The organism is Paenibacillus sp. EB106-05-06-XG162 (assembly GCF_058791655.1).
This window is the reverse complement of record NZ_JBYTDT010000003.1, coordinates 324,297-349,047: the sequence shown is the minus strand read 5'-3', so window position 1 is coordinate 349,047 and position 24,751 is coordinate 324,297. Positions and strand designations below refer to the sequence as shown.

Genomic DNA, 24,751 nt, shown 5'->3' with positions numbered 1-24,751 from the left:
CGAAGGAGGCGTGTTAAATGGCTGGAGAAATGTCGGCATTAGGCATGATTGAGACGAAAGGGTTAGTCGGAGCGGTGGAAGCCGCGGATGCCATGGTCAAGGCAGCGAATGTGAAGCTGATCGGGAAAGTTCATGTCGGTGGTGGACTCGTGACCGTAATGGTTCGCGGCGATGTTGGCGCAGTAAAAGCAGCAACCGATTCGGGCGCAGCAGCAGCGGAGAAAATTGGCGAGTTAATCTCGGTTCATGTCATTCCGCGTCCACATTCGGATATTGAGCATATTTTGCCTAAATTAGAAGGGTAGTAAGATGCGATATGGGGATTGTGACTGAATCGAGCCTAAGGGCGATGCTTCCGTCGGGAATTCCGAATCCGTTTAAATTGGAGCCGAATGGGAAGCTGACGCCGGCAGCCGCAGATTTTCTGAAATCGAGAGGGATTAAGGTCAGGATCACGAGTGAGATGGACGCATCACGATCGAGCGCAGCATTTCCATTGATCCCGGTTGGGGTATCGAACCGCCATGTTCATTTGTCAAAGCTGCACATGGAACAGCTCTTTGGCACGGGCGTGTCATTGACACCTGATCGTCCTCTATCTCAGCCAGGTCAATATGCGGCGATGGAGAAGGTTACTTTGCGCACAGCGAGAAGTGAAATTCGAGGCGTTCGCGTGCTCGGACCTACCCGGGAAGAAACACAAGTAGAAATATCGCGTACAGACGGGTTTCAGCTTGGATTGCAGGCGCCGCTCCGATTATCTGGCGATACGGCGAATACTCCCGGAGTCACGCTCATTGGCCCCGCAGGGCAAGTACATCTGGATCATGGGGTGATCGTCGCCAAATGCCATGTTCATATGTCCCCCTCCGATGCTGCTGCTCTTCGAGTGAAGTCTGGCGATACCCTTATGCTGCGAACGCTGCATACGCAGGGGAGACCCCTTGTTTTCCCATCTGTGGCGGTACGTGTGCATGAGCGATATGTGCTTGATTTTCATATAGACATGGATGAGGCCAATGCGGCAGGGCTGCATACGGGAAATCACGTTGAAGTTATTACACCTTGAAGGGGAAGAAGGCGATTCCATTGGATCTGACACAAACGGTGGAGCAGCTGGTTCGCGAATTGCTGCGATCCATGCCTAAAGCCGATAAGCCGTCTCCGCAGGTCTTGTGTATTCTGAATGATTCACGTGCGGCAGACCTCTATCTGGATCATTTCGTGACGCTGAAGCAAGCAGGCGTTGCACATGATTTGCTCCTGCTCGATGGCGAGGCTTCCGGTTGGATTGGAACACAGTGCATTGAGTGTACAGGGGCGGGCAAATGCATCGCGATGGACGAATTTGCACCAGCGCCGATCGAGCTGCCACAGCGTTATGCGGCCATTGTCGTTCCGGAGCTTGATCTGGACCAAGCTTCTCGCATCGTTTACGGCTTGAAGGGGACCGTTGTCTCCGAGCTTGTGCACGCGGCTCTGCTCATAAGCAAGCCCGTCTTCATCTCTTCGGATGGGAGCGGGATTTCACGGGCGAACCGCCGTACTCTGCAAGTCACCGCATTGCCGCCTGGTTACGACAAACGTTACCGTGCAAAGCTGCGGGAGCTGCAAGAGATTGGTGTTCTCCTGGCGGATTTCAATCAATTAGCTGAGCGGATCATCGCTGCGCTGCTGCCGGAGCAGACCGTTGATTCACCGCTGGAGCAGAAATCGGGCAGTGCTGTGTTCGAAGGAAAACTGCTAACGGCTTCGGAGGCGGCACGGCTGCTTAGTCATCGTAAGGGTCATGTGTTATCCGTTGCAAGAGGGACACTGATCTCGCCGCTTGCCCGAGATGTCCTTCGGGAACATAAGGCTGAGCTTCGGTTCGTAGATGAGGTGAAGAACGATGTTCCTCGGTAAAGTGCTCGGCAGTGTCTGGGCGACACATAAGGAGAGCGGAATGGAGAATCTGAAGCTCATGATTGTTCAACCGATGAATTTCAAAGGGCAACCGCAAGGCAGTACCGTGATCGTGGCTGACCGGATCGGTGCGGGTATTGGGGAGAATGTGATCGTATCGCGTGGGAACCCGGCGCGGATGCTCTTCGATAATCGAAGCGTGCCGATTGATGCCATTGTTGTCGGGATTGTCGATGCCTACGAACTGTCGGATGAAGTTATCATGTTCCATGAAAGTACAGGAGAGGGAGGGGAGACGAATGAGTGAACAGAAGCAGCGAGTCGTGCAGGAATATGTACCTGGCAAACAGGTGACCCTCGCGCATGTAATCGCGAACCCCGATCCTATCCTCTATACGAAGCTGGGGCTCCATGATGCCGGTGCGATCGGTATCCTCACGCTGACGCCGACGGAGACGTCGATTATTGCTGCGGACATTGCGACGAAGGCTGCCGATGTCGCGCTGGGTTATTTGGATCGGTTCACAGGATCACTTGTGATCACGGGCGAAGTGGCTGCTGTGGAGATGGCGATGGAAGCGATCAACTCTTTTCTCTCCGGCAAGCTATTATATACTCCCGCGTTATTGACGAGGTCCTGATATGGTGAAACCCAAAAAACGTGCCATGTTGATCGGATCCGTGGGCGCTGGCAAATCGACCCTGCTCCAAGCGTTGTTCCAAGATGAACTACCGGCGCGTAAGACGCAGAGTTTGGAATTTCGGGATTGGATCATCGATACCCCTGGCGAATACACGGAAAATCCGATGTACTACCGATCCTTGATGGCGACCTCATTCGAAGCGGGGCTGCTCCTCATTGTACAGGATGCGACGGCAAGACATATCGCGCTTCCACCAGGATTTGCAGGTGGGTTTCCGATTCCAGCGATGGGCGTCATTACGAAGATGGATCACCCCGAAGCGGATCTGATTCGTGCGGAATCGCTCATTCGCATCGCACTGCCGGAAGGGGAATTATGGCAGACGTCTTCCATCACAAAGCATAATATTGATGCCTTGCGTGGGCGCTTGACCTTCCTTCTTACCTAATCCATCTCATTCTTGGCGCTAGTCATTGTAGAAAGGGGAATCTGTCGGATGTCATCACAGACGCATCTTCAGAAGCTCTGTCTTGAGCATACGGAACTACGGCCAGAGGATATCCAAATCCTCGGAACGCTGGCAGCTCAGCTTCCCATGATGGCAGATTTGTCTCAAGCGGACCTATTCATTGACTGTCTATCGCGAGATAGAGAGTCCGCAATTGTCGTGGCTGAGGCGAAGCCGACGACGGCATCAAGTCTATACCTTGGCTCCGTCATCGGACAATTCGCGTACGCCCAGCATGAACCTGCCGTCATGTATTGCTTGCTCTCTGGCAAGCCTGTGACAGGGTCACGAGCGATTTCACAGGAGCAGAAGGAAATGCAGCAGAACGTCGTTCCGATTCAGAATCAACAGGGCCAACCGATTGGCGTGTTGATTCTGGAGCGTGATATTACGCACGAGGTACAGCAGGAGAAGAACGTCGCTTTCCTGAAGGAGAAGACGGAACAGCTCGGTAAAACCTTGCTGCATCTGGCATTACAGGAGGATCGGACCACAGGCTTGATGCATGAAGGAATGATTCTGTTCGATGCAGAGCGGCACGTAACCTATTCGAATCGGAGCGCGGAAGCATGGCTGATGAGACTCGGAATGACGGAAGAGCTCGAAGTCAGACGATGGCTCACATCGTTATTGCCGAAGGAACGGAATGTGCTCCAGAATCAAATGCTGACCCATGAAGTAGTGAGCGGAACGTACGCACTAGAGGTCAAGTCCATGCTGCTCTATGAGGAGGGCCATCCAGTCGGCGGTCTGCTGCTCATCCGGGATTTGTCGGAGCTGAAGGAACGAGAGAAAGAGCTTGTACTCAAGTCCGCTTTTATCCAAGAAATGCATCATCGGGTCAAAAATAATCTCCAAACCGTCGCAGGACTTCTTCGGCTGCAAGTGAGGCGTACGCAGCATGAGGAAGTCAAGCAGACGTACCGGGATATGATTCAACGGATGAACAGCATCGCGTTGATCCATGATATTTTGGCGTATAAAGGGCTGGATCAGATTAATCTGTACGAAGTTATCCATCGCCTCTGCCCGATGGTGATTCATTCGCTTACGGCGCCAGATCAGAACATACGCTGTGAACTTCCGGTGATGGAGACCTTGTGGATCGAGCCAGAACAAGCTACCACTCTAGCACTCATCGTGACGGAGCTGATTCAGAATAGTATCAAGCACGGCTTTGGAGACGCCATGAACCAGGAACCGATCATTACGATAACCCTTCATCAGTCGGATGATATGGTCACGATGGCGCTTATCGATAATGGGGCGGGTATTCATATGCCAAATAGAGAGACGAGTGTCTCAGCGACGGGCGGGCCCCATTTTGGCTTAAATATGGTACGGACACTGGTTCAAGGGCAGCTGAACGGGACTTTCCGCTTCGAGGGTATCGAGCACGGGGCGGTCGCAGAGCTGCAATTTCCGCTATCGAATGGGGGGAGGGAATCGGAATGAATCATGTTGCAGCGACAATAAAAACGACCTTGATCGTCGACGATGATGCGCTCATTCGAATGGATTTGCGAGAAATGCTCGCGGAGTACGGATACGAGGTCGTAGGGGAAGCGCGGAATGGGGAAGAAGCGATAGAAATGGCGCATCGTTTACAACCGGGACTGATTCTTATGGATGTCAAAATGCCCGGACAGAGCGGAATTCAAGCGGCAAGACGGATTCATAAGATGAGTGACCGCTGGCCGCAAGGCTCTCCTGCTGTCATACTGCTAACCGCTTATAGCGATATGACTTATGTTGAACAAGCGAAGGAAGCGGGCGTTACGGCTTATCTCGTGAAGCCTGTAACAGAGGAGCGACTCATCCCAGCGGTTGAAGTTGCTTGCGGGCAGCGGGCACAATTCTTGCGAGTGAAGCAGGAACTGCAAGCGCTTAGACAGTCTCTAGAGGATCGGAAGTGGATCGAACGTGCGAAAGGCAGATTAATGACGGAGCGTGGTCTCATGGAGGAGCACGCCTATTCTTGGCTGCGAGAGCAGAGTATGAGTGAACGGATATCGATGGCCGGACTAGCGATGCAGATCGTACAAGAACCGTTGAATGATGTCCCGGAAGGGTATAGGGGCCATAGCACAATGGGAAGGAGCGTCCTATGAGACCGGGCCGACGGGAAGAATGGCTTACCAGCGTGGGGATCGACGTCGGAACAAGTACAACCAAGATGATCGTCAGCAGGTTGCGGATTGCCCGCATGTCCAGCACTTTTGCACTTCCGCGGTATGCGATTGTTGAACGCCTTATACAGTACGAGAGCCCGGTAATTACGACCCCATTGATCCAGGATCAAATCGATGAGCTAGCGATTGGTGAGTGGGTGCGTGAACAATATCTCGTGGCGAATATATCGCCGCAGGATGTGATGTCGGGGGCGGTTATTTTTACAGGGGAGAGTGCTGGGAAATCCAATGCAGCCCCCTTCTTGCAGCAGATTGCGGAAGACTCCGGCGCCTTCGTGGTTGCGACAGCGGGGAGCGACTTAGAAGCCGTGCTCGCAGCGAAGGGTTCGGGGGCTGAAGCCTACTCCAGGGAGAGTAAGGACATCATCGTCAATGTGGACATTGGCGGTGGGACGGCGAATGCTGCTTATTGCTATCGCGGCAACGTCATCCACACCGTAACCTATCATGTTGGCGGGCGCCTGATCCGCCTTGAACCGGATGGACGTATCCAATATGTTGCGTCGGCACTCGAACCCTGGTTGCGCATGAACGCGTTCCAGCTCCGCGCAGGGGAGCGATGCACATACGATGATCTTCGCGCCATCGCTGCGGCATTGAGCCGAAGTCTTCTATCCGGATTATCCGGAGCTCAAGGGCTAGCAAACGGGGTGGATCCTGCTGCAGAACTTCTTCGAATCGGTCGTGAGAAAAGCCGCCATAAAGCCCCTCCGATCTATACACGCCTTATGGTATCCGGGGGAATCGGCCAATGGTTCTATGCGAAAGAGGCATCTCCGCGCAGCTTACATGAAGTTACAGTACACGGCGACATGGGTCCACTGCTCGCGAGCGTACTGCGAGAAAGTTGTGATCAAATGGGGATTATCACCGCTGTGCCCTCCCAGACGGTTCGAGCGACGGTGCTCGGGGCCGGGATGCAGAGTACCGAAGTAAGCGGATCTACGGTCTACGTTGAGGATGATATTTTACCGCTTCGTAACGTACCGATCATTCAGCTTCCGCCATTGGATCGAACAAGGACTTACGAACAATGGATGGCTACGTTTGGTACGTTTTTTGAACAAGCAGCCAAGTGGTATGGTGGATTATCAGGCTCCATCGCTTCCGGAGAACAACGAAGTCAAGAGATGGGGATTGCACTTCCAGCGCTCGAGCATCTTTCTTATATGGCGTTTGACAAGCTCGCGGAGCAGTTAGCCGCGCAATTTCGCACCCATTGCCCGCATGTGGAGACACTCGTGCTGGTCTGTGAGCAGGATATGGCGAAAGCTTTAGGGCATCGACTGCGTCTCCTGTTACAAGGCCATCCCAAATTGGTCTGTATTGATCAGATTCGTGTGACGCATGGAGACTATGTCGATATTGGGCTGCCAGTACAGGATAGAGCGATTCCCGTCATGGTGAAGACACTAGCCTTCTAGAGGTAGTTCAAATAGAGAAAGGAGGTGGCCCCAATGAAGATGACCATCCATTTACTTGGCAGAACCTATCAATTCGCAAACCTTAAGGAGATTATGGCCAAAGCCAATGAAGAGAAGTCCGGGGATCAACTCGCTGGGATTGCGGCTTCGGATAATAGTGAACGGATGGCAGCGAAGGCGGCGCTCGCAGATGCATTGCTCTCAGATATTCGCAATGAGCCCCTCCTTCCGCCAGAAGAGGATGAAGTCTCTCGCATTATCGAGTCGCAGGTGAACGAGAAGATCTATACGGAAATTCGCAATTGGTCGGTTGCGGAACTGCGCGAATATCTATTGCACCCGAAAACGACACAGCCGGAGATTATCCGAATGAGTCGCGGCTTAACGAGTGAGATGATTGCGGCAGTAGCGAAGCTCATGTCGAATCTGGATCTGATGCAGGCGGCATCGAAGATTGAAGTGCTGACGCATTGCAATTACACGATTGGGCAGCGTGGCGTACTGTCGGGCCGGGCGCAGCCCAATCATCCGACGGACGATATTCTCGGGATTAAGGCAGCACTCTATGAAGCACTCAGTTATGGGATCGGGGATGCTGTAATTGGAATTAACCCGGTGATCGATACGACGGATAGTGTTCGTGAAGTGATGAAAATGACCAAAGAAGTCATGCAGAAGTGGAGTATTCCGACACAAAACTGCGTCCTCGCGCATGTCACGACACAGATGAGAGCGATTAAGCAGGGGGCACCAGCGGATATGATATTCCAGAGCCTGGCAGGGACGGAAGCGGGTAATAAAGCCTTCGGTATTCATGAGCAGCTGCTCGATGAAGCGGATGATCTAATTCATCGTGACGGAACTGCGGCAGGGCCCAATCTATGGTATTTCGAGACGGGGCAAGGATCAGAGCTCTCAGCTGAGGCGCATTACGGCATAGATCAGGTGACGCTTGAGGCCAGATGTTACGGATTGGCGCGCAAGTATAAGCCCTTTCTTGTGAACACGGTGGTTGGATTTATTGGCCCAGAGTATCTCTATGATAATAAGCAGGTCGTTCGGGCGGGTCTGGAAGATCATTTTATGGGCAAAATGCATTTGCTCCCGATGGGGGTAGACGTCTGCTATACGAATCATATGAAGGCAGATCAGAACGATATGGATAATCTCGCGGTGCTGCTTGCTGCAGCTGGGGTGAATTATTTGATTGGCGTTGCTATGGCAGATGATTGCATGCTGAATTACCAGTCGACTAGTTTCCATGACATTGCGACTGTACGCGAATTGTTCGGGAAACGCCCTGCGCCGGATTTCGAACGCTGGCTGGAGGATATGGGGCTGATGCAGAACGGTCGACTGACTCCGTTAGCCGGTGATCCGACGTTGTTCATGTAACGAGCTTAAGAGTCTAATCGAGAGGAGGAACTCGGATGAACGATTCGAGCACGCTCAATTGGCTAGTCGATCAAGTGATGAAGGCGCTGGAGAAGAAGGTGGAGGATAGGGAATCCAAGCCTCATATGATTGCTGAAGCTGCAACCTCTTATGAAATGTTAGCTCAATCTCACAGTGGCGAGCTGCCTTCAGACCATTCGATCGATGAAGTGCTTCCTCATAACATTCCCGAACCTAGATGGGCAGAAGGAATGGAGGAGCTGCTCGCGAGCACGCCGGCGCGCATAGGCGTCTGGAGAACGGGAACTCGGCCGCTCACTTCAACCATGCTGGCACTGCGTAATGCACATGCGGCTGCGATCGATGCGGTGTTCAGCGAAGTATCGCCAGACCTTCTGCAGGAGATGAATTTGTTCACCGTCGAGACGCATTATGGGGACATGGAGACCTTCCTGCGCAGACCGGATAAAGGCCGTCGGATCAATGATGAGGGAGTCGCCCTCATGAGAGAGAAATGTGTGCACAGACCGCAAGTACAAATTGTCGTGGCAGATGGCCTCAGTGCAAATGCCATAGAGAGCAATATACGTGACGTATACCCCTCCTTAATGAATGCGCTTGAGGTCTATGGCTTATCCTGCGGAACGCCTTTCTTCGTCCGAGGCGGGCGTGTAGGCTGCATGGACCACATTGGTGAAATTCTACAGCCCGAGGTGCTCGTTCTGCTCATTGGCGAGCGTCCGGGTCTTGTCTCCTCTGAATCGATGAGCGCTTATATGTGTTATCGCCCTCATGCCGGAACGGTCGAATCCGATCGTACCGTCATCTCGAATATTCATCGCGGCGGAACCCCACCGATTGAAGCGGGAGCCCATATGGGCACCGTGCTGCACAAGATGCTAGAGCAGCAGACCAGCGGCATCAAACTCATCATGTAGCGATCCGAATCCACGTGTGAGGAGGTGAGAAGATGAACTTGATTCTCGGGATTTTATTGGTGATCTTAACCTGTGCTGTCATTCTCGGTATTGTATTGCTCGCAAATCGCAATATTCGGAATTATGACGAGAAGAATCACGAGAACTTCTTAAGTTAATGGTATGAAGCGGAACTGATAAGGAGGGAAATCCATGAGTCAAGTCTCAGAACAACAACGGCAAGAGGACAAAAAAGATTTGAATCGATTCGGTTATGCGCAAGAATTATTGCGTAGTATGGGCGGGTTCTCGAACTTTGCGATTTCATTCTCGGTCATATCCATTCTCACAGGAGCCGTCTCCTTATATGGACATGGACTGCTCTATGGCGGTCCAGGGATGATGGGGTTTGGATGGCCGCTCGTTGCGCTCTTCGTCATCTTGGTCGCTGCTTCGATGGCAGAGCTTGCTTCAGCGATTCCGACGGCTGGCGCATTATATCACTGGGCATCGCTGCTCGGAAATAAGCGGTGGGGTTGGTATACGGCTTGGATCAACTTGATCGGCCAGATCGGTATCGTGGCAGGAATCGATTATTCGGTTGCCTTATTCGCCGATCCATTGCTGGCTTCCGTGTTCGGCTATACGTCGAATGATACGACGATACTGATCGTCTTCGCGATCATCCTGCTCAGCCATGGGATCTTGAACCATGTGGGAATCAAGCTGGTGGCGAAATTTAATGACATTTCAGCTTGGTACCATATCATCATTGTAGCTGTACTGGTTGTAAGTCTTGCCTTCTTCACGAACTCAGGGCTGAAGCCGCTTGATTATATTTTTCAAGTCGGACAGACGTTCTCCGATAAGCCTTATGCCTTTGCATTCTTGATCGGACTCCTACAGGCGCAATGGACGTTCACGGGTTATGATGCTTCCGCGCATACGATTGAAGAGACGATCAATCCGCGGATTCGCGCGCCATGGGGGATATTCACATCGGTTGCCTATTCCTTCGTCTTCGGATTTATTATGCTCGTATTCGTGACGCTATCCATCCAAGATGCAAGTGCGGCAGCGGGGGCGAGCAATGCATTTATCTATGTCATCACGGAAGCGCTTGGCGGTACGTTCGGCAACATTCTCCTCTGGCTCGTGACACTCGCGATGTGGTTCTGCGGCCTATCTTCGATTACCTCGTTCTCTCGCATGATGTACGCATTCTCCCGCGACAAAGGCATGCCGTTCAGCAAGCAGTGGGCCGAGATCTCGCGTAAATTCCGCACACCTGCAAAAGCGATCTGGCTTGCCGTCATTCTCTCTTTCATTCTCGCTGCGATTGACTATATTCTGAAGCTCATTAATCCAGATAACACCGTTGGGACGATTGTCTTTATGACGGCGATCAGCGTCGTAGGTCTCTATGTCGCTTATGGGATTCCGATGCTGCTGCGCTTAGTCGCACAAGCCAAAGGCAAATTCCAGCCGAAACATCTCGGACCGTGGAACCTTGGCAAATACGGCCGACTCATCAATGTTATCTCCTTGCTGTGGATCATCTTCATTAGCGTCTTGATGGTCATCCCGCCGAACCAGAACGCAGGATATGCGCTGATTGGGATGTTCATCCTGCTGATTCTGATGGATTTGCTCTATTACAACAAGCACTTTGAGGGGCCACAGGCTGCGTTGAAGACATCGATGAAAGACATCCTTAAGCGAGAGAAGGAACTTGAAAGCTAATATGGATGGATAGCTAGTAAAAGAGACCTTCAACTATTCGGATCATAGTTTGGAGGTCTCTTTTGTGTTGTTTTCTTATTTGACAATCATCACAGCACAATGGGCATGCTGCACAACTTTATGACTGACGCTGCCGATGAACAATTCGGAGAACAAGCTCAGCCCGCGGCTGCCCATCACGATAAGATCAGCATTCTCTTCTTTAGCTTTATTGACGATAAGTTGTGCGGGATCACCAGTGTAACACTCTGATTTGTGTGAAATGCCTGTCCCGACAATCAACTTCTCCGCATCTGCCAGAATTAGACGGCCTTCCTCCTCTTGCAGGGCAATGAGATCCACGCCGATTGCCACTTCATTGATGGAGATGTGCGGATTAATATGCAGGAGCGTGATCGAGCAGGATGCTTCGTTCTGCGCGAGCTGTATGGTATGCTGCAAGGCGAGCATGGCATGCTTTGACCCGTCGATTGGAACAATAATATGTTCATACATGGTGATTCCCCCTTTAGATTGATCAGAATAGGTGGACCCTATGCAGGTAACTGCATTCGATTAATGATGAGTTACTGCGTCGTCGATGCCAGCGAGATGTCTGCGTCTTGCGATTAGGAAGAAGACCGCGATCAGAACCATCGCGCCGCCAAAATAGAAAGGAATTCGGCTGTTGAACCATTCTGCTAATTTACCGGCTAGGAACGGAGCTGCAGCACCACCTAAGAACCGTACAAAGCTGTAAGCGGCAGAGGTAATTGAGCGTTCAATCGGTGCAGATTCCATGACCGCTGTGGTGATCAATGTATTGTTAATACCCAGGAAAATCCCGGATACGATAACAGCGACAATTACAACCTTCGGCGTTTCAGCCCCAATACCCATCACAATAAGCGTGAGAGCGAACAAGGTTAACACGATGCTGATCGACTTGATCGTACCAAGCCAGCGCTGGAATTTCGGTGCTACGAATACGGAAGTAATGGCGAGCAATAGTCCCCATCCGAAGAAAACATATCCAAGTCCATGTTCATCAAGCTCCATAACAAAAGGTGCATAAGCCATCAACGTGAACATCCCGAAATTGTAGAGGAATGCTGTTACGCCGAGCGTGAGCAGCCCTGGGTACGTAAGAGCTTTGAATGGAGCAGACAGCGGAATCGCTTTTTTCGGTTTTGCGACATTCGGCATCATGAATAGGATGAAGATGAGTGCCAGAGCCATCAGACCGCTAACGCCGAAAAATGGACCGCGCCAGGAGATGGAACCCAGCTCTCCACCTAGCAATGGTCCGACCGAGATTCCTAGGCCTAGTGCAGCTTCGTAGAGAATAATCGCTTTGGCTGTACCGGATCTGGATAACCCGACAATCGCAGATAATGCCGTTGCAATGAACAAGGCGTTGCCAAGTCCCCATCCGCCGCGGAACCATACGATGCTGCTAATGGCATTAGAGCTGCCCGCGAGCGCTGCGAAGACGATAATCATGAAGATCCCGGTAATTAGTGTCCATTTCGTTCCGAGCCTTGAAGAGACGAAGCCGGTAATGAGCATGGCGATCCCTGTCACGAGGTTATAGCTGGTGAACAAGAGGGACACTTGACTTGGCGTTGCATGCAATTGCTTGGCAATCGCAGGTAGAATCGGGTCGACAAGACCCAATCCCATGAAAGAAATGATGCTGGCAAAGACAATGGCCCATACGGAGATAGGCTGGTTCAACATCCCTGCGCGCTTTTCAATTTCCTGATACTGTGAATTGGATGAAATCATACATCAAGCCCCCATAATTTTTCGTTGTACCAATACAATGACCAATTAGGCAAGAAACAAATCATAATAATTGGATTATTTTACATCTACATGTATAGTGCATCAATATATATGTATTATACATCTATTTAATGAACTGTCAATATGGTTTGAAGGAACTGCCGAATTTTGTTACATTAAGCGAAAGAGAGTTTAAGAAGCAGGTGATGAATGATGGAACAGAAGCTGATGGATACGATGGATTTCGAATTAGCGATGTTGATTCGTAGAGCATTATCGGTACAGTCGGAGATGCGTCTTGGGAAATTAGACCGGGCGGCCTATCTGCTGCTCTATTTATTGAAGAATAAAAGTCCGATGGGGATTAAGGCGATTGCTGAGGAGCTTCGACTCGACGGCTCAACGATCAGTCGGCAGATTGCCTCCATTGAGGCGAAAGGTTATGTAGAGCGGCTCCCGGATCCGAAGGATGGACGAGCTAGTCTGATTCAGATTACTTCTGCGGGAATGGACGAGTTTATGCTTGCCAAAAACGCGCGTGTACAACGCTTCGAAGAAATTTTCGAGAGCTGGACGGAAGAGGAAATGGTACAATTCACTACGTATCTGGCTCGATTGAATCATGCGGAATAAATAATAATTTTTTATAAGAGGATTGTGTGTGCAGAAGGGAATTGTTGGTATGAGTGAGTGGTTTGAACAAAGTTTTGGCGAGGACTACTTAATCGTCTATAAGCATCGAGATCGTTATGGGGCTTACGAGGAAGTGCAGCAAATGATCAGTTGGCTTCATCTGCCTGCTGGGGCCAAGGTGCTCGATCTCTGCTGTGGGATGGGAAGACATTCGAACGTGCTTGCAGACTCTGGATACCATGTGACGGGCGTCGATTTGTCGGAGGTCCTCTTAAGTGAAGCAGAGGCGCAAGATATCGAACAACGTGTGTGCTGGGTTCGTTCAGACATGCGCTCGATTCCTTTAGATGGCGGATATGATGCGGTGGTGAATTTATTTACTTCTTTTGGATATTTCGATTCTGATGAAGAGAACGGCAGGGTACTTCACGAAATTAAACGGATGCTGGCGCCGGGAGCGCCTTTCATTATCGATTTTCTCAATCCGTCTTATGTTAAGCGAAATCTTGTCCCTTATACAGAACACAAAGAAGACGGGCTGCGCATTGATCAATACCGTAAGATTGAAGCGGGTTATGTGAAAAAAGAAATTGTTATTACAGATGCGCAGGAATGCGTTCGCCGATATCATGAGCGTGTGAAGTTGTATCATCTGGATGCATTTCGATCGATGCTGTCGGAAGCCGGTTTACATATTGAACAGATATACGGCAATTATGATGAGAGCGTCTATGAGGAAGATACATCACCAAGAATGATCTTCGTTGGCCGTGGATAGGAGAGATCGGAAATGACAAATCAGGTTGTGACATCAGAGTGGGGAGAAGATCTGATTCAAATTCAAATCCCGCTGCCGAATGCACTCAAATGGGTTAATAGCTATCTGGTGCGAGGTTCTCAAGGATATACGTTAATCGATCCGGGACAGCATACAGCGGATGCGCTCGAAGCTTGGCGTGCTGCAATGTCGGAATTAAACATCACAATGCAAGATATTGAGCGAATTGTACTGACCCATCATCATCCGGATCATTATGGTCTGGCGGGGTGGTTCCAGGTGCAGACGGGTGCGCCGGTCTATATGACAGAGATAGCTCATACGCATGCACAGATGATGTGGGGGAAGGATCAGGCGGCCACCGCCGCGATGGATCAACTGCTCGCGCATCACGGGATGGATGCTTCTATCCGTGCTGAGATCAAGGAGCATTTTGACAGCTTCATCGCTTATGTTTCTCCGCAGCCAGAGGTTACATACCTAGAACAATCGAACATTCGACTAGGGGATCGCGAGTGGCAAGTGATTGTGACGAATGGACATGCATCAGGGCATGCTTGCTTCTATCATGAGGCTTCACAGGAGATGCTCTGTGGAGATCAGATCCTGCCGCAAATTTCGCCAAATATCAGTTACATACCGGGCAGTGACCCCCAGCCGTTGCAATCATTCATGGAGAGTTTGAAAATGCTGCAAGCCTATGATGTTGAGATCGCTTATCCGGGGCACCGGCATCCATTCCGTCATTACCAGGAACGTATCGTGGATCTGCTCACGCATCATGAGGAACGGTTAGTGAAGTTTGTTGAATTACTAACGGAGCCGAAGACGGCCTACGAATGCTGCAATGCAGTGTTTAACGCCAAATTGACCGTTCATCAGCTGCGGTTTGCGATGTCGGAGACACTTGCCCATTTGATTGAGCTGGAACGGCGCGGACTTGTGCGTGCCGAGGAGAATACCGAAGGATTTATCGCGTATAAGAAAGCTTAATGCATGCTTGAAAACCCACCCGGGGATAGCATCCCGACGGTGGGTTTTTCGTTATCTAACGTTTGCTTTTAAATTGCTGATCCATTGCTGATGGAATTCAGATTCTGTACGCTGTAATACACGTGGGAAGTCCGTAGGATTGCGAATTAGTTTGTTAAGTGCATCGATCCCGTATTCCTGAAGAATGTATTCCACCAATAGATAGGAGAATTGAAATCCTCCCATCGTTCCGAAATCCCATGAATCGTCGTTTAATGCTTGGAGTGTAGGGACTGCGTGGTTGTTAATCGCATCATAAGTCGTGTTCTTAATATATTCGGGCGTCATTTGCTTGGCTTCAAAGCCACCGATGCCTTGTCGTAACCATTTGGGCGCGAGCGGATTGATGTCGCTGATCAACCACATCGTAAATAAATGTACAGTGGATTTCAGAATCGATTGATACGTATGCTCAGGTCCTGGGTTCAATGGAGACACGATCTTTAATATGTTATGGTCATAGGTTCCCATGAACCAATTTGGTGCATCCGTTTCGCCTACAGCTTGATGGAAAGTAGGCAGATCCGGATAGATTTCGATCACGATTTTCTGGGAAGGTTGATGTCGATAAGTTGTAGTAATCCGCTCCACTTGACCTTTAAGTTCATCGAATAAATCTTGGTATACCTTTTTCATCGCATCATTCTTGCTGGACGCTTCGCTTTTATTCACAATCGATATCAGTTCTTGAATAGACATGATTGTAATGTCACCCCATTCTTTTAATTCTTTTTTTAGTTTCTCTAAGGCACGATAGAGCCTGTTCTTAACCGCACTTTCGCGCATCCCGATAATTTTGGATATTTCCAATAAGGTACAGTCGACGAAAAATCGTAAAGATATGATCTGTTGGTCTAATTCATTTAATTTGGCTAATGCAGCACTAATATCAATGCGGATGTCGACATCCTTAGCCATATCGAGGGAAATCGATTGGGACTCAAAGTCGATAACTTCGTGTGCGATTTCTTTATTACGAGATCTCGTACGATACTCGTTTTTCACAATATTCTGGGCAATTTTGAATATCCAAGTGAACAGACTGGCGTTGTCTTTGAATAAATGGAAGTTCTCCATTGCTTTCAAGAAAGCTTGTTGCGTCAAGTCGTCGGCTACCGCCGAATTTGTCTTCACTGCGATATAATTGCGAATTCTCTCGCGATATTGATCATAGATGGCTTCAAATTGCTGGATGTGCTCCTGCTCCTCCGGAAGAACAGGGTTTTGCGATTTGTCTTGAGCTCGTGACACCTGAAGAACCTCCTCTTGAACTTACAATTCATTAGACACCACTGGCACGTAAAAAGCCACATCCATGTTCTATGAATTTCAAAATCCGCAGACCTGTCACCAAAGAGACATAGTGACTGGATTAAAGTTACAGAAAACGTAGTGACCAGCCAAGACAAAAAAGAGCTCAGCCCGACGGATCGCTCTTGATCATGTATGCCTATGTTGTATCTGTGCACTGTAGATACGTCAAATACGCTTCTATTAGGAGCTATACTGGATTGCAGCAATATAGCGGGGTCAAACTGTTCTCAAACCTTGCATCATGTCTAAAATTACTGCGAGATCCATCATAGAAGTTCTATCGTAGCTATTATGACTTCCTACAATGCAAAACTCCAAGATAGAGGCGTAGGAGTAGGAGTGGATAGGTGCGAGAGCAGGTGAGGTGTAACGCATGCCGCCTTCATCCATTACTATATAGAAAACGCCTAGCGGCGCCCTTTAGGGGGACAACGCTAGGCGTTAATCATGCTTTTAGGCCAAGAATGCTCTTAGCATCCAAGCATGTTTCTCTAGTGTTCCTTTGATACCGAGGAGCATATCGGAGCTCGCTTCGTCCTCTGCCGCTTGAGCTACTTCCATACCATGCTGTAATTCAGCGATGACGACTTCGAAGTCGTTCTTGATAGAGGCAACCATTTCTTTGGCATTTTCTTTGCCCGTTGCTTCTTTCACGCTGGAAGTCTCAAGGTACTCACGCATTGTTGCAATTGGAGCGCCTTGAAGTGTGAGGATACGTTCAGCAATATCATCGACATACGTTGCCGCTTCGTTGTAGTACTCTTCGAATTTCTCATGCAAAGTGAAGAATTGATCCCCTTTGACATACCAGTGGTAGTTGTGCAATTTCACGAAGAGAACGTTCCAGTTCGCTAGTTGTTTGTTAAGGACCTCGACGACTTGATTATTATTTTGTGTCATGTGTAATCTCTCCTCTTTTGAATTTATTACTAAATTAGAATAATTCTAAATAACCTGTGAATTCATAATAACATACCGCGCGATGTTTGGCTACCCCTATTCCGAAGTTTGTGGATTAGGTTTGATTTTGCCTTCCGCAATTTCTTTCTCAGCCTGCTGTCTGTGGGCAATTCGGCTGCTCGCAGCAGCGGCGATCGCGCCAACAATATCATCTAAGAAGGTATGGATCTGACCATCATGTTTATCGTTGAGCTTCTCCAAGATCCCTGGCTTGAGCTTGTCCACATAACCGTAATTCGTAAAGCCAATGCTTCCGTATACATTGACGATTGAGAAGGCTAGAATTTCATCGACCCCATAGAGGCTCTCATCGTTGCGCACCATTTCTTGAAGTGGAGAGAGTAATTTGCCTTCTTCGGCGAGCAGGTCGAGCTGAATGCCAGTGAGGACAGCATTCTGAACCTCGCGTTTGGACAGCACCATGTTGATGTTCTCGATACACGCCTCCATCGTTAAAGTAGGGAAATATTTCTGTTGCAGGAACAGCACGAGTTCACCGATTTGTTCGACGGTTACCCCGCGCTCTGTTAGTAATCTCCTTGTTGCTTCCGCGACCTTGGTGCTGTCGAGACTATAAGGCGTTGTGGAGTCTTCCATATGTAGTACACACCCCGATGTTGTTTTGGATTCCTCCTTATAGTATACGCGAACCGTTATTTTCATCCGTATGAAAAAATATACATTCATGCGAATAGATTTGGACAAAAAGTAGTTATATCGCACGAGGGAGGCTCGTATACATAGTAGTACAAGTAAGATTAAACCGTTTTAAGGAGGAAATCGTAGATGCTTATCCACAAATGGCTTCGCAATTTGGCTCTTGGGGGACTTATTGCTGTACCCTTAACACTGTCGGGCTGCGGTCTATTTTCCAAAGAAGCCAACGAGAAGATTGATGCTCCCCCCGCTGACGTCGAAATGCACATGATGAATGAAACGGACACCTTAAACGTCGTCAAGCCAACAACTACGAAACCGCAAATCAAAAATGGACTAACGGTATTCTTGAAGGACAGCAGCGGCATGCTCGCTCCGATCACACTGGATGTACAGGTGAAGAAGGGTGAGGATGCAGTGAAGCGGGCGCTTGAAATGATGGTTGAAGACAATAAAGATAAGAAGTTGCTGCCCGTCGGCTTCCAAGCTGTACTGCCTAAAGGTACGGTCGTGAAGAATATTACACGTGATACTGAGAACAAAATTGCGACGGTGGAGTTCTCCCAGCAATTCGCAGATTATAATGTGACGGATGAACGTAAAATTGTTGAAGCGGTCACATGGGCTGTAACCAATGATCCGAGCATTCAGAAGGTCCAATTGAAGCTTGAAGGGCAAACGCTGAACGAGATGCCTGTCGATGGATTGCCGATGGATGAGCCGATGACGCGTGAGATGGGGATCAATCTGGAGATAACAGATAATGGGAATGTGACGTATATGAACTCGATGCCGGTCACGGTCTACTTCTCCGCGGTATCACCGGATAATGTGCAATATTATGTTCCGGTTACGCGCCTGATTGAGCCGTCGGCGGATATCGCGGCTGCTTCGCTGGAGCAACTTATCGTTGGTCCGCATAACTCGGATGCGCTTGAACCCGTCATGACGCCAGAGACGAAGGTCAAACAAATCGAGCGGACGAAGGATGGCACGACGATTACCGTCGACCTGACGGACTCGATGTTCGAAGCGAATCAGAAGACGCCTGCCGAAATGCTGCAAGCCGTGATTTTAACCCTTACTGAGAATACGGCGGCGAAAAAAGTTCAAATTAAAATCAACGGTGAGACCAATGTCGTAGGTGATGACAATCAGAATTATGGCAAGCCTGTAACGCGTCCAACTGGTGTGAATGGAATGAAAGCATAAATCGAATGATATAGCCTGTAAACAAAGGGGGATGCGAATCCCCCGCTTTTTGTCTTTACTTTTCCGGCTGTAAAAGGTGCTTTTCCGCAGGGTCTTTGGTAGAATAAGAAAGTTATGTTCATAACGAATACAGGCAAGGTTCAAAATAGAGGAGGTTGCTACATGAGAATAAACGGACGAAAACAGGATCAGCTTCGGACGGTTTCCATTACAACAAATGCGAATAAATATGCTGAGGGCTCTGTCCTTATAGAATTTGGAGATACGAAGGTGATCTGCACGGCGACCGTCGATGAGAAGGTTCCTCCTTTTATGAAGGGGCAAGGCAAAGGTTGGATTACGGCGGAGTATTCCATGCTTCCGCGTGCAACCCAAACACGTAATCAACGCGAATCTGCAAGAGGCAAGCTAACAGGACGTACGATGGAAATCCAGCGTCTGATCGGCCGTGCATTACGCTCTGTCGTAGATCTTCATGCACTTGGCGAACGTACGATTACACTCGATTGTGATGTTATTCAGGCTGATGGCGGCACGAGAACGACTTCGATCACAGGATCATTCGTCGCGATGGCGATTGCGATCAATCGGATTGCGGAGCAGCATAAATTAGCCAGATTCCCGATTACAGATTTCCTCGCATCCGTTAGTGTTGGGGTGATTCAGAATGAAGCGCTGCTCGATTTGAACTATGAGGAAGATTCCAAAGCGAAAGTCGATATGAACGTCGTCATGACAGGAAACGGCAAGTTTGTTGAGCTGCAAGGTACGGGTGAAGAAGCACCGTTCTCTCGTCAAGAGTTGAACCAACTGCTGGAGCTTGGTGAAATAGGCATTCTGGAGCTCATCGAGATACAGAAATCGGCATTAGGTCCCGTTATTTCCGCGAAGATTGAAGCTGTGGCTGCAGCAGTACGGGGGTAACGAACACCATGACTCGCATTGCTCAAGATACGATTATCGTTGCAACAAGGAATAAAGGGAAAGTGAAGGAATTCGCTCATGCTTTTGCTGCCATCGGCAAACAGGTGAAGAGCATGTACGATTACCCGGATATCCCGGATGTTGTTGAAGATGGAGAAACGTTCTTCGCGAACTCCTATAAGAAAGCGAAGACCGTTGCTCTCGCTCTTGGCGTTCCGGTTCTAGCGGATGATTCGGGTCTATGTGTCGATAAGCTGAACGGAGACCCAGGTGTCTATTCTGCACGTTATGCGGGCGAAGGAGCGACCGATCAAGCGAATAACGATAAGCTGCTGCATGCCCTTGGCGAATTGACAGAGGGCGAGGATACGGAGCAATCATTGCTTAGTCCTGCGCAGTTCGTCTGTACGTTGGTTCTCTTCGATCCAGACACCCAAGAGCATGTGGAGGCATCTGGTCAGGTTGAAGGCTGGATTATTGCAGAACCGCGTGGTCTTGGCGGATTTGGATATGATCCACTATTCTTCCTGCCAGCGTTCGAGAAGACCATGGGAGAGCTCACGGTGGATGAGAAGCAATCCATTAGTCATCGTGGCAGAGCATTAGAGCAATTACTTAAGAAGATTGAGAAATAGCACATAAGATCAACAAAAAAGCTAACTTTACGGCGTCTTGAACCGGAGGTTAGCTTTTTTAAAATATAAGAATTTATAAGTTTCACGGATAAACTGTTCTTATATTTCTCGCTTAAACGCTTACGTCCTTTGGAAGGACGCCGAAGGAGTTTATGCTTGATGCAAATTAACGGTTGCGCAGGATCGATTTGATGCGGCGCTTGTTGATTTGATACAGCGTGTAGGTGCGCAGCAGCTTGGTCTTTTTCCGATCGTGATGATTGAAGATACGGATGTGGTAATTCATATTGATCGTGTCGGACCAATAGAATTTATAGTCCTGATCGCCGGGTAGAAAATCGATCTCGTTCACATCTTGCTCAAGAAAATGCTTGATGACTTGGTTGGAAAGGATAAGCCCAATACCATATTTGGGATAGTCTTTGGACGTGGCTGACAGGTACAGGTATACTTTGTGCGCATGCTTGACAGAGATTGCGATGGAAACGATGCTGCCGCTGATCTCCATGTAGGAGAATTGCACGCGGTTGCTCTGTTCAAGGTGCGAGATGATATCTCTCAGGAAAGCAGTCTCATTGGGGTTTTGAAATAAACTATCCGGCCATCGCTGCTGATGGAGGACAGACAATCTGTCCCAGAGTGCATCAGAATAGGAGGCATTGCAAACGATGCGGACGGTGTGCTCGCGGGATAATTTGCGTTCCTTACGTTCAATCTCTTTGATCTGGTTCTTATCTATTTTCATTTCGGCATAGGGTTGGATTTTCATGTAGGGGGAGACGGACAATGGCCGAGTCAACACTTCGAACTGCTCCCCTAGGGTCTGTTCCACCAAGGCGGTTATCGGATTGCGCGATTGGAAACTGTATAGGTCAATCCAATCCCACTCCTCCTGATGGGTTGTGAAGGCTTTGGCAATATGTTTGAGCAACTTAATGTAGTGGTATTCGCGGTGTAGATAGAAGCTGTTGTTCTCGCCAGTACCGGAGACAATGCATTGCAGCGATCGTACCGAGCGCCACTTCAGCTTTTGTGGCACGATACATAGAGGAGCAAGCGCAACCCAGCGATCCTGATCGGTGACGACCACAACAAATAATTGTGCAGTGGGATGAAGCATATGATGAAGATACGCGCTCATCCATTCCCATGTCGCGAAAATTTCCGGCTGCTCCAGATGTTCAATTAATTCCTTCCACTGCGTCTCGTACTGCGACAAATCTTCTCTATTCCGAATGACCATCGTTTCCATCCTTCAACACCTCAACCTACAAAATCTTAATTCCTAGTAATTACGCGCTAAATCCATGGAAATCCTGCCCCTTGCCGTCATTCGACAAAAGTTCCTATTATACGCCAAAGAGGCCAGGAGGCATAGAAAAACCAGCTAAATTGTCAAAGTCCGTAGGACAGTGCAATTAGCTGGTCTAAAAGTTCGTAGGGATGAGTGCTATGTACGTTTTATCGCATTTGCTATAAGTGCGGCATAAGCCTTGGAACCTTGTATCGTGAGATGTACGCCATCCTCGCTAAAATAACTATCATGGTGTCCACTAGCGGAGTACCAATCAATGAGCGTGACGTTCGGCATGGTACTTGAAACGTCCTCGAGTGCCGTATTGACGAGACGCTCCCATTTGCGCGGCACCCTCGTATTCACAAGGAAGATATGATCCACACCGTCAAGGGAATGAAGGAACGATATCAGTTGTTTTTTGTTGAAATTCCCGTTCGTGCCGAGGCCGATCACAACCTTATTGCCGAGTTGATTATTTTGCGCGAGTTGCCCTAATACATTTACAGCTTTGGACATTTGGCGTCCGATCTCTGCATCCACAGAGATGCCAGGAAGTAGTTCTTCCAGATAAGGTTTGCCATCCAACATAACCGAATCACCGATGGCCGTTACATCGCTCCACGACTTGGAGGCTGCATCTTTCGTGGATGTATTCTTCTTCTTAGGAGTGGATGGATGTTGTTGTATCGTTTCTGTACCTTTCGTCGAAGTGCGATCAGACTGTTCTTCGGTTTTCTCTTCGTGTGGCGTATCAACAGGACCGAGCGATGGATTCGGCGGCAATGGCCCGAGTAGATCTTCAGGGTTACTCTCTGAGGCATTGAAATGTGAATCTGGAATGACTGTCCCTGAAGTTGCAATCGTCGTTCCGCTGAACATGCCAACAAAGAATATAATTCCAACCAAGCAGGAGCTTGCGGATACAATCCACTGGGATCTGGAGATCCGGCTCCATTGCCAGCTCCGCGACTGAAATTGCTTCCATTTTGCTGTAATAGCTCCACGACGAATTGGTTCTTCGATGTAGCGGTAAGAGAGTGCAGCTAGGATGACACTGCCGATAACTTGCATGATGGCCAGCAGCACATTGAATCCATCGGTGTCCACGGCGGGTTTCGTTAATTCGATGATCGGAAAATGCCACAGATAAATGCCGTAAGCTCGAACGCCGATCCAGCGCAATGGTGTCCAGCTGAATAGTTTGCTCAACAGCGTATCGGGTCTTAGCAGCGCAGCGATGAGTATCGCTGTCGTGAGCGCCACAGCTACGAGTCCGCCCTCATAGATATAATCCTCGAATTCATTCATCACACTGATCTGATAGAACAGAATGATCAAAGCCCCTCCACCTAGGAGGTTCAGCAATTTTCGGCTCGAAGCGGTCTTGATTTGTGACCATTTCTTGCTTGGCAGGAGCATGGCGAGTGCAGCGCCGATGAGAAGACCGAATGCCCTCGTATCTGTTCCATAGTATACGCGGCTGGGGTCATTCCCAGGTTCATACATCCATGCCATTGCAATTGCAGATAAGGCGATGAGCAAAAGGGTGATACCTACGCAATGAATGCGTTTGGGTGTATATCGTAAGCCGATGGCTAAGAGCAGTGGCCATACGATATAGAATTGCCCTTCAACCGCGAGCGACCAGAGATGGACGAACGGATTCGGAACGCCAAATCGATCGAAATACGATACTTCATGGAATATAAGCCACCAATTATTCCCGTACACGGTTGTGGCGAACACATCTCCGCGAAGCGTTCGCAGTAAGTCGTAGTCTGTGATGGTAATCCAGGCAACAACCGTAACTATCATCACGGCTAACGCGGGGACTAATCGACGAAATCGACGGTACCAGAAGCGGCCTAGATGGAGACCTTCAGACGACCGCTGTGTGAGCAATAAGTCGGTAACAAGGTAACCGGAGAGGACGAAGAACATGTCCACACCGAGGAATCCCCCTGGGACCCATGGAATATCCAAGTGATAAGCAATAACGGCGATAACGGCAAGGGCTCGTAATCCATCCAGTCCTGTAAAATAACGTTTCGTTCCAAGAGTCTTGTTAGACATAAATGACGACCTCTCGATCGATATTCATGCGGAGCAGAAGGTTCACTACTTTTATTTGATATATAGTCTGACGATGCTTGTCAGATAACTTTAGGTAGTTATGTATTGCATTCTTCGTACGGGCTCGACTCACGTAAATTCTTCCTTTCCATTCCTGCAACAATATGAAATCCCCCCGGACTGATTCAGATCACGGGGGGATTTCATGTCCGCAAGATTTTCCGTCATCATGATGTAAGTGCAATGCTGCTCATTTTCTTATGTATGTACTCAAAAAGCCTGTTGGTATTTGACGAAATAGTGATATAAAAAGTTTCGTATCGATCCATTTGCCACAGTTCAGACACAAAATTCGACCATAGTAGCTTATTCTAGGAACCTTTGTCGAAGCTATTGTGCCATTTTGAGTTTTGGAATAGTTTTAGAAGAGTGGAAAAAACGAATTAATGACGAATTCCATCATGATGGAGATTGTAATGATCATTTAATGTTTTGGGAGGATTTATGGTGAAAGGGATATTTAGAAGAATATTGGTGTCTACTTTAGTCGTAACAACGATATATGCAGGGGCTTGTTTTCCATTAGTTTTCTTAATGAAAGGAACCACGCATTCGGAAGTCGTTGTGTTGAAAACGAATCAGCTCTCAAATATGCCAGCGTCAGACACACAGCCGGTCGTTGAACTGGTATTAAGAGCGAAGGAGACAACAGCCGCTAAGAACCGAGGACTTTGAACTAAT

27 protein-coding genes are annotated in these 24,751 nt (G+C 48.9%); 20 read left to right on the top strand and 7 right to left on the bottom strand.

Annotation, left to right across the window (positions count from 1 at the left end):
- The first annotated feature begins 17 nt into the window (after nucleotides 1-17).
- Genes eutM through AC3WU2_RS10335 form a run of 13 tightly spaced genes read left to right on the top strand, consistent with a single transcriptional unit; the run spans nucleotide 18 to nucleotide 10,728 of the window.
- Nucleotides 18-305 (top strand): ethanolamine utilization microcompartment protein EutM, encoded by a 288-nt coding sequence (gene eutM / locus AC3WU2_RS10395; RefSeq protein WP_018756951.1) that lies wholly within the window; start codon nucleotides 18-20, stop codon nucleotides 303-305.
- An 11-nt stretch (nucleotides 306-316) separates the two neighbouring features.
- A complete protein-coding gene (gene pduL / locus AC3WU2_RS10390) occupies nucleotides 317-1,069 on the top strand; it encodes a phosphate propanoyltransferase (protein WP_492453804.1) in 753 nt (250 codons plus the stop codon).
- Between the two features lie 20 nt (nucleotides 1,070-1,089).
- Nucleotides 1,090-1,905, top strand: a complete 816-nt coding sequence (locus AC3WU2_RS10385; protein WP_492453802.1) for a hypothetical protein — start codon at nucleotides 1,090-1,092, stop codon at nucleotides 1,903-1,905.
- On the top strand, nucleotides 1,892-2,212 hold the full coding sequence (locus AC3WU2_RS10380; protein ID WP_492453800.1) for a EutN/CcmL family microcompartment protein: 321 nt from the start codon (nucleotides 1,892-1,894) through the stop codon (nucleotides 2,210-2,212). Before AC3WU2_RS10385 ends, AC3WU2_RS10380 begins: the two co-directional genes overlap by 14 nt.
- The gene (gene eutS / locus AC3WU2_RS10375; protein ID WP_018756955.1) at nucleotides 2,205-2,546 is read left to right on the top strand and encodes an ethanolamine utilization microcompartment protein EutS; all 342 of its coding nucleotides are present in this window, start codon (nucleotides 2,205-2,207) and stop codon (nucleotides 2,544-2,546) included. The genes AC3WU2_RS10380 and eutS overlap by 8 nt, the downstream gene beginning before the upstream one ends.
- A gap of 1 nt (nucleotide 2,547) precedes the next feature.
- Nucleotides 2,548-2,997, top strand: coding sequence for a EutP/PduV family microcompartment system protein (locus AC3WU2_RS10370; protein ID WP_492453798.1), 450 nt, complete (start codon nucleotides 2,548-2,550; stop codon nucleotides 2,995-2,997).
- A 48-nt stretch (nucleotides 2,998-3,045) separates the two neighbouring features.
- On the top strand, nucleotides 3,046-4,512 hold the full coding sequence (locus AC3WU2_RS10365; RefSeq protein WP_492453797.1) for a sensor histidine kinase: 1,467 nt from the start codon (nucleotides 3,046-3,048) through the stop codon (nucleotides 4,510-4,512).
- The gene (locus tag AC3WU2_RS10360; protein ID WP_492453795.1) at nucleotides 4,509-5,168 is read left to right on the top strand and encodes an ANTAR domain-containing response regulator; all 660 of its coding nucleotides are present in this window, start codon (nucleotides 4,509-4,511) and stop codon (nucleotides 5,166-5,168) included. The genes AC3WU2_RS10365 and AC3WU2_RS10360 overlap by 4 nt, the downstream gene beginning before the upstream one ends.
- Complete coding sequence (locus AC3WU2_RS10355; RefSeq protein ID WP_492453793.1) at nucleotides 5,165-6,673, top strand: ethanolamine ammonia-lyase reactivating factor EutA; 1,509 nt, start codon at nucleotides 5,165-5,167, stop codon at nucleotides 6,671-6,673. The genes AC3WU2_RS10360 and AC3WU2_RS10355 overlap by 4 nt, the downstream gene beginning before the upstream one ends.
- Nucleotides 6,674-6,706: 33 nt before the next feature.
- Nucleotides 6,707-8,068 (top strand): ethanolamine ammonia-lyase subunit EutB, encoded by a 1,362-nt coding sequence (locus tag AC3WU2_RS10350; protein ID WP_492453791.1) that lies wholly within the window; start codon nucleotides 6,707-6,709, stop codon nucleotides 8,066-8,068.
- Nucleotides 8,069-8,103: 35 nt separating this feature from the next.
- On the top strand, nucleotides 8,104-9,006 hold the full coding sequence (gene eutC / locus AC3WU2_RS10345) for an ethanolamine ammonia-lyase subunit EutC (RefSeq protein ID WP_492453789.1): 903 nt from the start codon (nucleotides 8,104-8,106) through the stop codon (nucleotides 9,004-9,006).
- Between the two features lie 32 nt (nucleotides 9,007-9,038).
- The gene (locus AC3WU2_RS10340; protein WP_018756962.1) at nucleotides 9,039-9,164 is read left to right on the top strand and encodes a hypothetical protein; all 126 of its coding nucleotides are present in this window, start codon (nucleotides 9,039-9,041) and stop codon (nucleotides 9,162-9,164) included.
- Between the two features lie 34 nt (nucleotides 9,165-9,198).
- Entirely contained in the window at nucleotides 9,199-10,728 is a 1,530-nt protein-coding gene (locus AC3WU2_RS10335) for an amino acid permease (RefSeq protein ID WP_492453788.1), read from the top strand.
- Nucleotides 10,729-10,803: 75 nt separating this feature from the next.
- On the opposite strand, the gene AC3WU2_RS10330 is transcribed toward AC3WU2_RS10335, so the two are convergent.
- Together AC3WU2_RS10330 and AC3WU2_RS10325 are read right to left on the bottom strand one after the other, a co-directional pair.
- A complete protein-coding gene (locus AC3WU2_RS10330) occupies nucleotides 10,804-11,223 on the bottom strand; it encodes a universal stress protein (protein ID WP_492453786.1) in 420 nt (139 codons plus the stop codon).
- A 60-nt stretch (nucleotides 11,224-11,283) separates the two neighbouring features.
- Entirely contained in the window at nucleotides 11,284-12,495 is a 1,212-nt protein-coding gene (locus AC3WU2_RS10325; protein WP_492453784.1) for an MFS transporter, read from the bottom strand.
- Between the two features lie 210 nt (nucleotides 12,496-12,705).
- On the opposite strand from AC3WU2_RS10325, the gene AC3WU2_RS10320 reads away from it, so the two are divergent.
- From AC3WU2_RS10320 to AC3WU2_RS10310, 3 genes are read left to right on the top strand one after another with little or no spacing between them, the layout of a single operon-like run.
- On the top strand, nucleotides 12,706-13,128 hold the full coding sequence (locus tag AC3WU2_RS10320; protein WP_492453782.1) for a MarR family winged helix-turn-helix transcriptional regulator: 423 nt from the start codon (nucleotides 12,706-12,708) through the stop codon (nucleotides 13,126-13,128).
- Nucleotides 13,129-13,177: 49 nt separating this feature from the next.
- Nucleotides 13,178-13,906, top strand: a complete 729-nt coding sequence (locus tag AC3WU2_RS10315; protein WP_492454039.1) for a class I SAM-dependent methyltransferase — start codon at nucleotides 13,178-13,180, stop codon at nucleotides 13,904-13,906.
- A 12-nt stretch (nucleotides 13,907-13,918) separates the two neighbouring features.
- Nucleotides 13,919-14,899 carry an MBL fold metallo-hydrolase gene (locus tag AC3WU2_RS10310; RefSeq protein ID WP_492453781.1) on the top strand — a complete coding sequence of 327 codons (981 nt, stop codon included), beginning with the start codon at nucleotides 13,919-13,921 and terminating at the stop codon, nucleotides 14,897-14,899.
- 51 nt (nucleotides 14,900-14,950) lie between these two features.
- Here the strand turns inward: AC3WU2_RS10310 and AC3WU2_RS10305 are convergent, their stop codons facing one another.
- The 3 genes from AC3WU2_RS10305 to AC3WU2_RS10295 all read right to left on the bottom strand — a co-directional run bounded on the left by AC3WU2_RS10305 (nucleotide 14,951) and on the right by AC3WU2_RS10295 (nucleotide 17,809).
- A complete protein-coding gene (locus AC3WU2_RS10305) occupies nucleotides 14,951-16,189 on the bottom strand; it encodes an RNA polymerase sigma factor (protein WP_492453779.1) in 1,239 nt (412 codons plus the stop codon).
- Nucleotides 16,190-16,705: 516 nt separating this feature from the next.
- Nucleotides 16,706-17,152, bottom strand: a complete 447-nt coding sequence (locus tag AC3WU2_RS10300; RefSeq protein WP_018756970.1) for a Dps family protein — start codon at nucleotides 17,150-17,152, stop codon at nucleotides 16,706-16,708.
- A 96-nt stretch (nucleotides 17,153-17,248) separates the two neighbouring features.
- Complete coding sequence (locus AC3WU2_RS10295; RefSeq protein ID WP_379345604.1) at nucleotides 17,249-17,809, bottom strand: phosphatidylglycerophosphatase A family protein; 561 nt, start codon at nucleotides 17,807-17,809, stop codon at nucleotides 17,249-17,251.
- Between the two features lie 189 nt (nucleotides 17,810-17,998).
- On the opposite strand from AC3WU2_RS10295, the gene AC3WU2_RS10290 reads away from it, so the two are divergent.
- From AC3WU2_RS10290 to AC3WU2_RS10280, 3 genes are all read left to right on the top strand, one after another.
- On the top strand, nucleotides 17,999-19,081 hold the full coding sequence (locus AC3WU2_RS10290; RefSeq protein WP_492453777.1) for a GerMN domain-containing protein: 1,083 nt from the start codon (nucleotides 17,999-18,001) through the stop codon (nucleotides 19,079-19,081).
- Between the two features lie 162 nt (nucleotides 19,082-19,243).
- Nucleotides 19,244-20,005, top strand: coding sequence for a ribonuclease PH (gene rph, locus AC3WU2_RS10285; protein ID WP_018756973.1), 762 nt, complete (start codon nucleotides 19,244-19,246; stop codon nucleotides 20,003-20,005).
- Nucleotides 20,006-20,013: 8 nt separating this feature from the next.
- Nucleotides 20,014-20,640 carry an XTP/dITP diphosphatase gene (locus AC3WU2_RS10280; protein WP_018756974.1) on the top strand — a complete coding sequence of 209 codons (627 nt, stop codon included), beginning with the start codon at nucleotides 20,014-20,016 and terminating at the stop codon, nucleotides 20,638-20,640.
- Nucleotides 20,641-20,806: 166 nt separating this feature from the next.
- Here AC3WU2_RS10280 and AC3WU2_RS10275 read toward each other — a convergent pair whose 3' ends face one another.
- Both AC3WU2_RS10275 and AC3WU2_RS10270 read right to left on the bottom strand, forming a co-directional pair.
- On the bottom strand, nucleotides 20,807-21,892 hold the full coding sequence (locus AC3WU2_RS10275; RefSeq protein ID WP_492453774.1) for a GNAT family N-acetyltransferase: 1,086 nt from the start codon (nucleotides 21,890-21,892) through the stop codon (nucleotides 20,807-20,809).
- Between the two features lie 198 nt (nucleotides 21,893-22,090).
- Nucleotides 22,091-24,010, bottom strand: coding sequence for an acyltransferase family protein (locus AC3WU2_RS10270; RefSeq protein ID WP_492453772.1), 1,920 nt, complete (start codon nucleotides 24,008-24,010; stop codon nucleotides 22,091-22,093).
- A 504-nt stretch (nucleotides 24,011-24,514) separates the two neighbouring features.
- Between AC3WU2_RS10270 and AC3WU2_RS10265 the strand changes: the two genes are divergently transcribed.
- Nucleotides 24,515-24,745 carry a hypothetical protein gene (locus AC3WU2_RS10265; RefSeq protein WP_492453771.1) on the top strand — a complete coding sequence of 77 codons (231 nt, stop codon included), beginning with the start codon at nucleotides 24,515-24,517 and terminating at the stop codon, nucleotides 24,743-24,745.
- The last annotated feature ends 6 nt before the right edge of the window (nucleotides 24,746-24,751 follow it).

What these genes read in the sequence shown, in the direction of transcription:
- eutM (WP_018756951.1), top strand. Translation starts at nt 18, where the DNA reads ATGGCTGGAGAAATGTCGGCATTAGGCATGATTGAGACGAAAGGGTTA.
- pduL (WP_492453804.1), top strand. Translation starts at nt 317, where the DNA reads ATGGGGATTGTGACTGAATCGAGCCTAAGGGCGATGCTTCCGTCGGGA.
- AC3WU2_RS10380 (WP_492453800.1), top strand. Translation starts at nt 1,892, where the DNA reads ATGTTCCTCGGTAAAGTGCTCGGCAGTGTCTGGGCGACACATAAGGAG.
- eutS (WP_018756955.1), top strand. Translation starts at nt 2,205, where the DNA reads ATGAGTGAACAGAAGCAGCGAGTCGTGCAGGAATATGTACCTGGCAAA.
- AC3WU2_RS10370 (WP_492453798.1), top strand. Translation starts at nt 2,548, where the DNA reads ATGGTGAAACCCAAAAAACGTGCCATGTTGATCGGATCCGTGGGCGCT.
- AC3WU2_RS10365 (WP_492453797.1), top strand. Translation starts at nt 3,046, where the DNA reads ATGTCATCACAGACGCATCTTCAGAAGCTCTGTCTTGAGCATACGGAA.
- AC3WU2_RS10360 (WP_492453795.1), top strand. Translation starts at nt 4,509, where the DNA reads ATGAATCATGTTGCAGCGACAATAAAAACGACCTTGATCGTCGACGAT.
- AC3WU2_RS10355 (WP_492453793.1), top strand. Translation starts at nt 5,165, where the DNA reads ATGAGACCGGGCCGACGGGAAGAATGGCTTACCAGCGTGGGGATCGAC.
- AC3WU2_RS10350 (WP_492453791.1), top strand. Translation starts at nt 6,707, where the DNA reads ATGAAGATGACCATCCATTTACTTGGCAGAACCTATCAATTCGCAAAC.
- eutC (WP_492453789.1), top strand. Translation starts at nt 8,104, where the DNA reads ATGAACGATTCGAGCACGCTCAATTGGCTAGTCGATCAAGTGATGAAG.
- AC3WU2_RS10340 (WP_018756962.1), top strand. Translation starts at nt 9,039, where the DNA reads ATGAACTTGATTCTCGGGATTTTATTGGTGATCTTAACCTGTGCTGTC.
- AC3WU2_RS10335 (WP_492453788.1), top strand. Translation starts at nt 9,199, where the DNA reads ATGAGTCAAGTCTCAGAACAACAACGGCAAGAGGACAAAAAAGATTTG.
- AC3WU2_RS10330 (WP_492453786.1), bottom strand. Translation starts at nt 11,223, where the DNA reads ATGTATGAACATATTATTGTTCCAATCGACGGGTCAAAGCATGCCATG.
- AC3WU2_RS10325 (WP_492453784.1), bottom strand. Translation starts at nt 12,495, where the DNA reads ATGATTTCATCCAATTCACAGTATCAGGAAATTGAAAAGCGCGCAGGG.
- AC3WU2_RS10320 (WP_492453782.1), top strand. Translation starts at nt 12,706, where the DNA reads ATGATGGAACAGAAGCTGATGGATACGATGGATTTCGAATTAGCGATG.
- AC3WU2_RS10315 (WP_492454039.1), top strand. Translation starts at nt 13,178, where the DNA reads ATGAGTGAGTGGTTTGAACAAAGTTTTGGCGAGGACTACTTAATCGTC.
- AC3WU2_RS10310 (WP_492453781.1), top strand. Translation starts at nt 13,919, where the DNA reads ATGACAAATCAGGTTGTGACATCAGAGTGGGGAGAAGATCTGATTCAA.
- AC3WU2_RS10300 (WP_018756970.1), bottom strand. Translation starts at nt 17,152, where the DNA reads ATGACACAAAATAATAATCAAGTCGTCGAGGTCCTTAACAAACAACTA.
- AC3WU2_RS10295 (WP_379345604.1), bottom strand. Translation starts at nt 17,809, where the DNA reads ATGGAAGACTCCACAACGCCTTATAGTCTCGACAGCACCAAGGTCGCG.
- AC3WU2_RS10290 (WP_492453777.1), top strand. Translation starts at nt 17,999, where the DNA reads ATGCTTATCCACAAATGGCTTCGCAATTTGGCTCTTGGGGGACTTATT.
- rph (WP_018756973.1), top strand. Translation starts at nt 19,244, where the DNA reads ATGAGAATAAACGGACGAAAACAGGATCAGCTTCGGACGGTTTCCATT.
- AC3WU2_RS10280 (WP_018756974.1), top strand. Translation starts at nt 20,014, where the DNA reads ATGACTCGCATTGCTCAAGATACGATTATCGTTGCAACAAGGAATAAA.
- AC3WU2_RS10275 (WP_492453774.1), bottom strand. Translation starts at nt 21,892, where the DNA reads ATGGAAACGATGGTCATTCGGAATAGAGAAGATTTGTCGCAGTACGAG.
- AC3WU2_RS10270 (WP_492453772.1), bottom strand. Translation starts at nt 24,010, where the DNA reads ATGTCTAACAAGACTCTTGGAACGAAACGTTATTTTACAGGACTGGAT.
- AC3WU2_RS10265 (WP_492453771.1), top strand. Translation starts at nt 24,515, where the DNA reads ATGGTGAAAGGGATATTTAGAAGAATATTGGTGTCTACTTTAGTCGTA.